Raw genomic sequence first — 9,644 nt, forward strand, 5'->3', positions numbered from 1 at the left:
TGCTTCTCCAGCACGGTGACCGGCACGCCGGCCCGGGCCAGCAGCAGACCGGTCATCATGCCCGCGGGACCGCCCCCGACGACGACGCAACTGGTGGTCTCGGTGCGCATGCCGTGCCTCCCCGCTACTGACCCTTCGTCAGAATCCTAGCCTCCGGAGTTGCTTGGGGTCCCGCTGCCAGTCCTTGGCCACCCGCACATGCAGGTCGAGGAACACCGGGGTGCCCAGCAGCGCCTCGATCTGCCGGCGGGACGCGGTGCCGACCTCACGCAGCCGGGCACCGCCCTTGCCGATGATGATGCCCTTCTGACTGTCTCGCTCCACATAGACCTCGGCGCGGATGTCCAGCAGAGGGTTGTGCGCCCCGCGGCCCTCGCGCGGGACCATCTCCTCGACCACCACGGCCAGGGAGTGCGGGAGCTCATCGCGCACCCCCTCCAGCGCGGCCTCGCGGATCAACTCGGCGACCATGACCATCTCCGGGGAGTCGGTGAGCTCCCCGTCCGGGTAGAGCGCGGGGCCGGCCGGCAGCCGCGCGGTGAGTAGTTGCGCCAGCAGATCGACCTGGTCGCCGGCCAGCGCGGAGACCGGCACGATCTCGGCGAAGGAGATGCCCGTCTGCTCGCCGAGGCGGGCCACCGCGAGTAGTTGCGCGGCGATTTGGTCCCGCCCGGCGATGTCGGTCTTGGTGACCACCGCGAACACCGGTGCCCGTCGGGCGGCCTTGGCCATCTCGCCGACGATGAACCGGTCGCCGGGGCCGATTTTCTCGTCGGCCGGGATGCACAGGCCGAGTACGTCGACCTCGGCGATGGTGGCCCGGACCAAATCGTTGAGCCGTTCGCCGAGCAGGGTGCGCGGGCGGTGGAAGCCGGGGGTGTCCACCAGCACCAGTTGCGCATCGGGGTGGGAAACGATGCCGCGGATGGTGTGCCGGGTGGTCTGCGGGCGGGCCGAGGTGATCGCGACCTTCTGCCCGACCAGCGCGTTGGTCAGCGTCGACTTACCGGTGTTGGGGCGCCCGACGAAGCAGGCGAAGCCGGCGCGATGCACGGGTTGATCGAGGGCCGACACCCGGTGAGTCTCCCGGGCTTTACATGTGACCAATTGGTCACCTATCATCGAGAGGTGGGCGAGGACGAGCTCGGCGAGGTGTTCAAGGCGCTGGCCGACCCGACCCGCCGGTTTCTCCTGGACCTGCTCTTCGTCCGGGACGGTCGCACCTTGACCGAGCTGGAATCCGAGCTGGAGATGACCCGGTTCGGGGTGATGAAGCACCTGAAGGTCCTGGAGCACGCGAACCTCGTGGTTCCGCGACGGTCCGGCCGGGAGAAGTTGCACTTCCTCAACCCGATCCCGATCCGCCAGGTGCACGACCGCTGGATCGACAAGTACACCGAGCGCAACGTGACCGCGCTCCTCGACCTCAAGCACACATTGGAGCAACCGTCATGAACGTCGCCAACCCGCCGGTGCAATCCGCGACAGAGTCGTCGACCACCGGCGTCTTCAAGGTCTACATCCGCGCCACTCCCGCAGCGATCTGGCAGGCCATCACCGATCCGGAGTGGACCGTGCGCTACGGCTACGGCGGCTACGCGCACTACGACCTGCGCCCCGGCGGCGCCCTGCAACACCTGCCGGACGAGAAGATGCAGGCCGCCGCGGCCGAGTACGGCTTTCCCTGTCCGGAGGTCATCGTGGACGGCGAGGTGCTCGAGGTCGACGAACCCCGGCTGCTGAAGACCACCTGGCGGATGCTGATGGACCCGACCACCACGGCGGAGGGCTTCACCACGATCACCTACGAGATTGCCGAACTGGACCTCGGCTACTGCTCGCTGACCGTGATCCACGAATGCGAGAACGCCCCGGCCACCCTGTACATGGTGTCCGGCAGCGGCGACGCGGCCCCGAACGAGGGCGGCGGCGGCCACCCGTGGATCCTGTCCGACCTCAAGTCGCTGCTGGAGACCGGCAAGGGTCTGGCGGGCTGAGGCTGTTCGTTCCGGCCGGGGGCACGACGGGCTTCCCGTCGCGCCCCCGGGTCAGGACTGCGGCAACCGGAGAGTTCGCGACGGCACCGCAACGCCGTTCGCAACCTGTTCGGCGATCCCCTCCGCCCACCTGATCAGCTCGGCCACCGCTGCCCCATCGTGCTCCCCGAGCGTCACCGCGCCGCGACGCAGCAAGGTGACGGCGCCGCTGCTGTTACCACGCTGAGCGTGGGTCAGGCCGACGGCAATTTGCGCGAGGCCCTGCCAGACTCCGGCGTCGTCGACCCCGGCGTCGCGGCGCTGCTTCCACATGGCCTCGAAGACCTCGTGAGCTTGGAACGGCTGCTCCTCGTCCAGAAATCGCTGCGCAGCCGCGAGCGCCTGACTCGGCGTCAGGGTCAGGTCGTCGGGAACCCGCGGGACGCCGTCGGCCCCGCGCGGCAGGGGCCGCCCGGCCGCGTCGCGGGGGCGGGCGTTGCGGGGCCGACCGATGGCGTCGCGGTCGCGATCCACGCCGTCAGCCCGTGACGGTGACCCGAAGGGACCCATCGGGATCGGCCACATGCAACGGCGCGGCGGGGCCGCCGAACTCACGCACCACCGCGCGGTCCTCCTCGCCCAGCGTGATCTCCCCGGTCACCACCGCGGCGGCCTCCAGGCCACGCGCGCCGCTGGCGATTGCCATGACCACCGCGGCCTGCACCGCGGAGACCTGCAACGACGGCAACGAGACCGGCGTGGCGGCATAGGTGCGGCCGGTGTCGTCGCGGACTGCGGCCCCCTGGCCCGCGCCGTTGCGCGCTCGTACCGCCTTCGCCAGCGTGACCAGCTTGGCGTCCTCGTCCCCGAGTTCACTCATGCCCGGGAGCCTACCGAGGCGCGGTGTCAGACCTCATGAGCCGCCAGGGTTCGTGGTGGCTGTTCTGACTGCCTTACGCGACCGTTAGTACGGCCTGGAGGTGGGGGTGGCGGGGCTGGCGGGGCTCCGCGTCAAGGGTGGCGGCTGGTAGGGCGACGGAGTCGAACATATATTCGGAAAATATCTGGATATTGCTTACATGAATACGATGCCATGAGAAAATAAGTCATGTTCATCGACCGGGGAGACGATCCGCGCGCCAACGGCGGCGGGGGCCGTCCGACGCCCGCCGGGGTTGATCATCTGGGCGAGATCGCCCGGCTGGATACCGAGATCGCCCGGTTGCAGGGCCTGCAGATGGTGCACATGGCCGCACACGTGGAGGCCGTGGAGCGCTCCGACCGTGCGCTGCACACCAAGGACGCGACGGCCTCGGCGTACGCCGAGATCAACCTGGAGTTGCACGCCTCGGGTCGTCACGCGGATGACCGCATCGGTGAGGCCTGCGCGTTGGCCGCGTACCTCCCGGGCACGTTGGCCGCGATGTGTGCCGGGCAGCTGACCCAGCACCGCGCGGTGGTCATCCTGAACCAGACCTGCGGGCTGCGCGGGGCCGAACTCGCCGCCGCGGAGGCCGAGGCGCTGGGCGTGGCCGCGGCGCTGACCCCGGCGAAGCTGCGCGAGAAGCTGCAGCGGATCGTGGCGCGTATCAACCCCGACGCCGTGGTCCGCCGGCGCAAGGCAGAACTCAAGCGGCGCAACGTCGCCGTCTATCCCCAACCGGACGGGATGGCCACGCTGGTCGCCTACCTGTCCGCGCAGGACGCCCACGCCATGTTCGGGATCATCGACACCGCCGCCCGGGGCGCCAGAACCCCCGGCGATCAGCGAACTATCGACGAACGCCGCGCCGATGCCCTCCGCGACCTGATCTGCCATCCGAGCAGCGGCCAGAAGCGCGTGCACTGGCAGGCACAGGTCCTGGTCCCGGCCGGCACGGTGCTCGGGCTGAACGGGGAACCCGGTTACCTACCCGGCCATGGACCCATCCCCGCCGAGCTGTGCCGGATCCTGGCCGCCGACGCGACCTGGCGGCGCATCCTCACCGACCCGGTGACCAACACCACCCTGGACATCGCACCCAAACGCTACCGGCCCGGCGCGCGGCTCTCGGAATTCATCCACACCCGCGACAAGACCTGCCGATGGCCCGGCTGCAACAGAACCCGCGTGGAAACCGACCACACCATCAGACGCGAACACGGTGGCCTGACCGTGCCCCGCAACCTCGGCGACTTCTGCACCCACCACCATCAACTCAAGGACGCCCCGGGCTGGAAAGTCCACCAGGACGGCGACGGGATCTTCACCTTCACCACCCCCAGCGGACGGGTCTACCGAACCCGACCACCCGGCGCCGACGGAGAGGTCAACCCCGTCGAAACCATCGAGATCCCCAAACCACCACACCGCAAAGCCCCACCACCCGACGGCGACCTCCCGCCGTTCTAGGCGTGCTCGTGTTCCGGGTCGGCGGCTTGCTCGATCTCGGGTTCGGGTTCGCGGGTGACCAGCACCGTGCTGATCCGGTTGCGCCGCCCGCCGGTGCTCTCCGCACGCAGCCGCAGACCCTCCACCACGGTCTCCGCGCCGGGGATGGGGACGCGGCCGAGATGTTTGGCGAGCAGGCCACCGACGGTGTCCACGTCCTCGTCGTCCAGCTCCATGTCGAAGGCCTCGCCCAGTTCCTCCACGCCCAGCCGCGCGCTGACCCGGACCGACCCGTCGGGCAGCCGCTCCACCGCGGGACCCTCCCGGTCGTACTCGTCGGCGATCTCCCCGACGATCTCCTCGACCAGGTCCTCCATGGTGACCAGCCCCGCGGTGCCGCCGTACTCGTCGACCAGGATCGCGATGTGCGAGGAGGTCAGCTGCATCTCCTTGAGCAGTTCGTCGACCGGCTTGGAGTCCGGCACGAAGATCGGGGGTCGCATCACCGAGTCGACAAGTTCGCTGCTCTCCGCGGCCTGGTGGTCATAGATACGTCGCACCAGATCCTTCAGGTAGAGCACGCCGACCACATCGTCCTTGTCCTCCCCCACCACCGGGATGCGGGAGAAGCCGCTGCGCAGCGCCAACGACATTCCCTGACGCAGGGTCTTGTCGCGTTCGATGTAGACCATGTCGGTGCGCGGCACCATCACCTCGCGCACGATCGTGTCGCCGAACTCGAACACCGAGTGCACCATGCGGCGTTCGTCGTCCTCGATGACCTGGGACTCCTCGACGGCCAGGTCCACCAGGTCGCGCAGTTCGGCCTCGGAGGCGAACGGGCCCTCGCGGAAACCCTTACCGGGGGTGAGCGCGTTACCCAGCAGGATCAACATCTTCGGGATCGGGCCGAGAAACGCGGCCAGCGGCGGCAGGATCGCCGCGGCGACCAGCGAGATCGCCGCGACATGCTGGCGACCGACGGTGCGCGGGGACACCCCGACCACCACGTAGGAGGTCACCACCATCACCGCCGCGGTCAACGCCACCGCGCCGACGCGATTGTCCAGCCGGCCCAGCGCGATCACCGCGACGATCGAACACGCCGTCAGTTCGCAGGCAACGCGGAGCAGCAGGGCCAGGTTCAGGTAACGCGGGGTGTCCTCGGCGATCTCCTGCAACCGGGTCGCGCCGCGTCGGCCGCTGCGCGCCAGCTCCTCCACCGTGGAGCGGGACAGCCGGGAAATGGCCGCCTCCAGCGCGGCGAACAGCCCGGCGACCGCCACCAGCGCCACCGCCAGCAACCCGAGCCAGGAGTCGGAGCCCATGACCGCGCCTCAGCCGGCTCGGCGCGTGCCGCGCCAACCCACCAGCAGCCGACGCTGCTCGGCGAACATCTCGGCTTCCCCCTCGGGATCGGCATGGTCGTAACCGAGCAGGTGCAACAACCCGTGCGTGCACAGCAGGTGCAGTTCCTCCTCGGTGGAATGCCCGGCCGCGGTGGCCTGCGCGGCGGCCACCTCCGGGCACAGCACCACGTCACCGAGCAGGCCGGGGTCCTCGGCCGGGTCGTCACGACGGCCGGGGCGCAGCTCGTCCATCGGGAAGGCGAGCACGTCGGTGGGGCCCGGCTCGTCCATCCACTGCACGTGCAGGCGCTCCATCGCGGCGGCGTCCACCAGTAGCACGGACAGTTCGGCTTGCGGGTGGATGCGCATCTCGTCGAGCACGTGACGGACCAGGTCCAGCAGCGCCGTGGGGTCCAGGTCGTAGCCGGACTCGTTGCAGATGTCGACATTCACCGCCGGCCGCCCTTGAGCCGCGGCGGGTCGGATTTCAGCTGCGTGGCGTCCCACCGGCCGTAGGCGTCGACGATGTCGGACACCAATCGGTGCCGCACCACGTCGCTGCTGGTCAACCAGGAGAAGTGCACGTCGCGCACCCCATCGAGGATCTGTTGGACGATTTTCAAGCCACTGGTCGTTCCGCTCGGCAGGTCGATCTGCGTGACGTCACCGGTCACCACGATCCTCGACCCGAAACCCAGCCGGGTCAGAAACATCTTCATCTGCTCCGGTGAGGTGTTCTGCGCCTCGTCGAGAATGATGAACGCGTCATTCAAGGTCCGGCCCCGCATGTATGCCAGCGGTGCCACCTCGATAACTCCGTCGGTGAGTAGCCGCGGCACCGTCTCCGCGTCGAGCATGTCGCGCAGCGCGTCGTACAGCGGGCGCAGGTAGGGGTCGATCTTTTCGTAGAGGGTGCCGGGCAGGAAGCCGAGACGTTCCCCTGCCTCCACCGCCGGGCGGGTCAGGATGATCCGGGTGACCTGCTTGGACTGCAGCGCCTGCACCGCCTTGGCCACCGCCAGGTAGGTCTTGCCGGTGCCGGCCGGGCCGATGCCAAAGGTGATCGTGTACTTGTCAATGGCGTCGACGTAGCGCTTCTGGTTCAGCGTCTTGGGACGGATGCTGCGGCCGCGGTTGGACAGGATGTCCGCGGTGAGCACGTCGGCCGGGCGCTCCAGGGTGTCCTGACGCAGCATCTGGATGGAGCGCTCGACGGAGTCCACGGACAGTGGCGCGCCGGTGCGCAGCACCACCACCAGCTCGTCGAACAGCCGCTCCAGCAGCGCCACCTCGGCCACCGGCCCGTTGACGGTGATCTCGTTGCCGCGGGCCAGGATGTCCACCGTCGGGAACGCCCGTTCCACCGCGCGCAGGTACTCGTCCCCGGTCCCGAGCAGGCCCACCATCGACACGGCGGGGGGCACCACGATCCGGTGTGAGGTCTCGGTCTCGGCCATTGCGCGCCATGCTACCCGGGGCGGGCCGCGACACCCTCGTGCCGAGGCCCGGGCTCAGCCCGGCGGCCAGGTGAACGGGCGCCCGCCGATCACGTGCCCGTGCACGTGAAACACGGTTTGCTGGGCGCCCGCGCCGGTATTGAACACCAACCGGAACGCATCCCCGACGCCCTCGGCCTTGGCCACCGCGCCGGCCGTCGCGGCCAGGCGCCCGGCCAGGTCGGGATCCGCGGCCGCGACCGCGGCGATGTCGGTGTAGTGCTCCTTGGTGATGACCAGCACGTGCACGGGGGCCTGCGGGTTGAGGTCCCGGAAGGCGAGGGTGTCCTCGGTCTCCGCAACGACGGTCGACGGGACCTCCCCGGCCACGATCCGACAGAACAGGCAATCCGCCACGCTGCACCGCCTCACCGAACTCGTCCGCTTCGGCTGTCAACCTATCGATGAGCTCGCGCGTCATTGACACGTGACAGTCACCGTGGGGGGAATCCGGGTGGACGCGAGGTGGGACGCCGACCAGGCGGTCACTGAGCTCTACGCGCGGCATTACCGCGGCCTGGTGCGCCTCTCCGCGCTCCTGCTGCGGGATCCGTGGGCGGCCGAGGAGGTCGTGCAGGACGCCTTCGTGGCGATGCACGGCGCCTGGCGCCGACTGCGCGAGGAGGACAAGGCGCTGGCGTATCTGCGCCGGGCGGTGGTGAACCGGTCGCGTTCGGCGCTGCGCCACCGCGCGGTGGTGGAGCGGCACAGCACCGCCGAGGAGTACCTGCCCAGCGCAGAGGTCGGCGCGTTGGCCCGGTTGGACGCGGACGCAGTCCTGGTCGCGCTGCGCGCGCTACCCGCGCGCCAACGCGAGGCATTGGTGCTGCGGTACTGGGCCGACCTGCCGGAGGCCGAGGTGGCCGCCGCGATGCGGGTCAGCAAGGGCTCGGTGAAGACGCACACGTCGCGCGGGCTGTCCGCCCTGCGCACGAGTCTGGAGACGATTCGATGAACGACGAACTGGAGTCGCGGCTGCGCGACGCCCTGCGGGCGCGGGCCGAGCGCACGCCGATCGCCGGGGACGGGCTGGAGCGGATTCGGACGCGGACGGCGCGGCCCCGGATGGGCCGGGTGCAGCCGGCGATCGCAGTCGGCGCGTTGACCGCGCTGGTGGTGGCGGGGGTGGCGACAGCGGTCGAGCGGGACCACGGCGGACGCTCGGACGTCGTACTGCCCGCCGGCACCGGGGCGCCGTCGCCGCGAGCGACCGCGCACCCGACCACCGGCCCGACTGCGTCCTCGCGTGCGTCGTGCGCGGACATGGACCCTTCGTTGTTCATCAGCTGCCCCGGCTTCCCGTCATCGGCCCTCCCGAAGGACACCGGCGGCGAGTACCTGGCGATCACCAAGCCGGCCAGCGGCGCGACCGTCGATCGCGACCTGACGGTCTCCGGCAGGGCGCGGGTGTTCGAGGCGCAATTCACCGTCGACGTGACGCAGAACGGCGTGGTGGTGCAGACCGCACCCGTCACCGCGTCAGCGGGCGCGCCGACCCTGGGCACCTGGTCGACGGTCTTCCACCTGGCACCGGGCAACTACCGGATCGAGGCCTACGAGCTCTCCGCCAAGGGTGACGGCACCAAGTCCGCGACCGACACCATCTGGATCACCGTCCACTAGCCACGCCCCATCACGCTTGTGTCCGAAGAAGAGTGTCCGCGCACCCTCACTTCTTCGGACGCAACGGTGGAGGGGTGTCAGCCCCAGCGGCCGAAGCGCAACGAGAGGACGGCGAGGGCGGCGGGACCGGCGGTGGAGGTGCGCAAGACCTCCGGACCGAGGCGGCAGCTGCGGGCGCCGGCTTCCTGAAAGGCCGTCAGTTCCTCGGCAGAGATGCCGCCCTCGGGTCCGACGACCACCAGCACCTCGCCGGTGGCGGGCAGCTCGACGGCGCTGATCGGGGCGGTGGCCTCCTCGTGCAGGACGAGGATGGCCGCGTCGCGGGCGGCCAAGGCCTTGGTGGTGGCGAGCGATTCGATGGCCGGGACACGCGGGCGACGGGACTGCTTCGCCGCCTCCCGGGCGTGCACTGCCCACCGGCCGCGAGCCTTCTCGCCGCGCTCCCCCGACCACACGGTGACGCACCGCGAAGCGGCCCACGGCACGATCGCGTCCACGCCGAGCTCGGTCATCAGCTCAACGGCCAACTCGCCCCGGTCGCCCTTGGGCAGCGCCTGCGCCACCACCAATCGCGGCACCGGCTCCGGCAGCCGCTCGACGTCGCGCACCTCGACAGTCAGCACGTCCCCAGTCGCCGCGCCCACCACCCCGCGCCCGACCACACCGTCGCCATCGGCCAGGTCCACGGCCTCGCCAACCCGCAGCCGGCGCACCTTCACCGCGTGCCGCCCCTCGGCCCCGCCGACCTCGACCGTGCCCGCGGCGCGCAGGCTGCCCGGCTGCACCAGGAACAGCGGCGCGCTCACCGCGCAAATCCTCCGCGGCGTGC

At 70.2% G+C, this 9,644-nt stretch carries 13 protein-coding genes; 5 read left to right on the forward strand and 8 right to left on the reverse strand.

The window, feature by feature from the left end:
* Positions 1-138: 138 nt before the first annotated feature.
* On the reverse strand, positions 139-1,122 hold the full coding sequence (gene era / locus VGJ14_12615) for a GTPase Era (protein ID HEY2833261.1): 984 nt from the start codon (positions 1,120-1,122) through the stop codon (positions 139-141).
* 6 nt (positions 1,123-1,128) lie between these two features.
* Between era and VGJ14_12620 the strand changes: the two genes are divergently transcribed.
* The gene (locus tag VGJ14_12620; GenBank protein HEY2833262.1) at positions 1,129-1,455 is read left to right on the forward strand and encodes a metalloregulator ArsR/SmtB family transcription factor; all 327 of its coding nucleotides are present in this window, start codon (positions 1,129-1,131) and stop codon (positions 1,453-1,455) included.
* Positions 1,452-1,997, forward strand: a complete 546-nt coding sequence (locus VGJ14_12625; protein ID HEY2833263.1) for an SRPBCC domain-containing protein — start codon at positions 1,452-1,454, stop codon at positions 1,995-1,997. The genes VGJ14_12620 and VGJ14_12625 overlap by 4 nt, the downstream gene beginning before the upstream one ends.
* Positions 1,998-2,048: 51 nt before the next feature.
* Here VGJ14_12625 and VGJ14_12630 read toward each other — a convergent pair whose 3' ends face one another.
* Positions 2,049-2,510, reverse strand: coding sequence for a DUF309 domain-containing protein (locus VGJ14_12630; protein ID HEY2833264.1), 462 nt, complete (start codon positions 2,508-2,510; stop codon positions 2,049-2,051).
* Between the two features lie 4 nt (positions 2,511-2,514).
* Entirely contained in the window at positions 2,515-2,856 is a 342-nt protein-coding gene (locus tag VGJ14_12635) for a cytidine deaminase (GenBank protein HEY2833265.1), read from the reverse strand.
* 228 nt (positions 2,857-3,084) lie between these two features.
* On the opposite strand from VGJ14_12635, the gene VGJ14_12640 reads away from it, so the two are divergent.
* Positions 3,085-4,368, forward strand: a complete 1,284-nt coding sequence (locus VGJ14_12640; protein HEY2833266.1) for a DUF222 domain-containing protein — start codon at positions 3,085-3,087, stop codon at positions 4,366-4,368.
* On the opposite strand, the gene VGJ14_12645 is transcribed toward VGJ14_12640, so the two are convergent.
* Genes VGJ14_12645 through VGJ14_12660 form a run of 4 tightly spaced genes read right to left on the reverse strand, consistent with a single transcriptional unit; the run spans position 4,365 to position 7,549 of the window.
* Positions 4,365-5,675, reverse strand: coding sequence for a hemolysin family protein (locus VGJ14_12645; GenBank protein HEY2833267.1), 1,311 nt, complete (start codon positions 5,673-5,675; stop codon positions 4,365-4,367). The genes VGJ14_12640 and VGJ14_12645 overlap by 4 nt on opposite strands.
* A gap of 9 nt (positions 5,676-5,684) precedes the next feature.
* The gene (gene ybeY / locus VGJ14_12650; protein HEY2833268.1) at positions 5,685-6,149 is read right to left on the reverse strand and encodes an rRNA maturation RNase YbeY; all 465 of its coding nucleotides are present in this window, start codon (positions 6,147-6,149) and stop codon (positions 5,685-5,687) included.
* Complete coding sequence (locus tag VGJ14_12655) at positions 6,146-7,153, reverse strand: PhoH family protein (GenBank protein ID HEY2833269.1); 1,008 nt, start codon at positions 7,151-7,153, stop codon at positions 6,146-6,148. The genes ybeY and VGJ14_12655 overlap by 4 nt, the downstream gene beginning before the upstream one ends.
* Before the next feature lie 54 nt (positions 7,154-7,207).
* Positions 7,208-7,549: a histidine triad nucleotide-binding protein gene (locus VGJ14_12660; protein ID HEY2833270.1), complete on the reverse strand. Its 342-nt coding sequence runs from the start codon at positions 7,547-7,549 to the stop codon at positions 7,208-7,210.
* Positions 7,550-7,646: 97 nt separating this feature from the next.
* Here VGJ14_12660 and VGJ14_12665 point away from each other — a divergent pair, with 97 nt between their 5' ends.
* Both VGJ14_12665 and VGJ14_12670 read left to right on the forward strand, forming a co-directional pair.
* The gene (locus VGJ14_12665) at positions 7,647-8,147 is read left to right on the forward strand and encodes a SigE family RNA polymerase sigma factor (protein HEY2833271.1); all 501 of its coding nucleotides are present in this window, start codon (positions 7,647-7,649) and stop codon (positions 8,145-8,147) included.
* Positions 8,144-8,815 (forward strand): Gmad2 immunoglobulin-like domain-containing protein, encoded by a 672-nt coding sequence (locus tag VGJ14_12670; protein ID HEY2833272.1) that lies wholly within the window; start codon positions 8,144-8,146, stop codon positions 8,813-8,815. Before VGJ14_12665 ends, VGJ14_12670 begins: the two co-directional genes overlap by 4 nt.
* Before the next feature lie 77 nt (positions 8,816-8,892).
* On the opposite strand, the gene VGJ14_12675 is transcribed toward VGJ14_12670, so the two are convergent.
* A partial coding sequence (locus VGJ14_12675; GenBank protein HEY2833273.1) for a 16S rRNA (uracil(1498)-N(3))-methyltransferase occupies positions 8,893-9,644 on the reverse strand: 752 nt, incomplete at its 5' end.

Source organism: Sporichthyaceae bacterium (assembly GCA_036493475.1).
In the GTDB taxonomy this organism is placed as follows: Bacteria; Actinomycetota; Actinomycetes; order Sporichthyales; family Sporichthyaceae; genus DASQPJ01.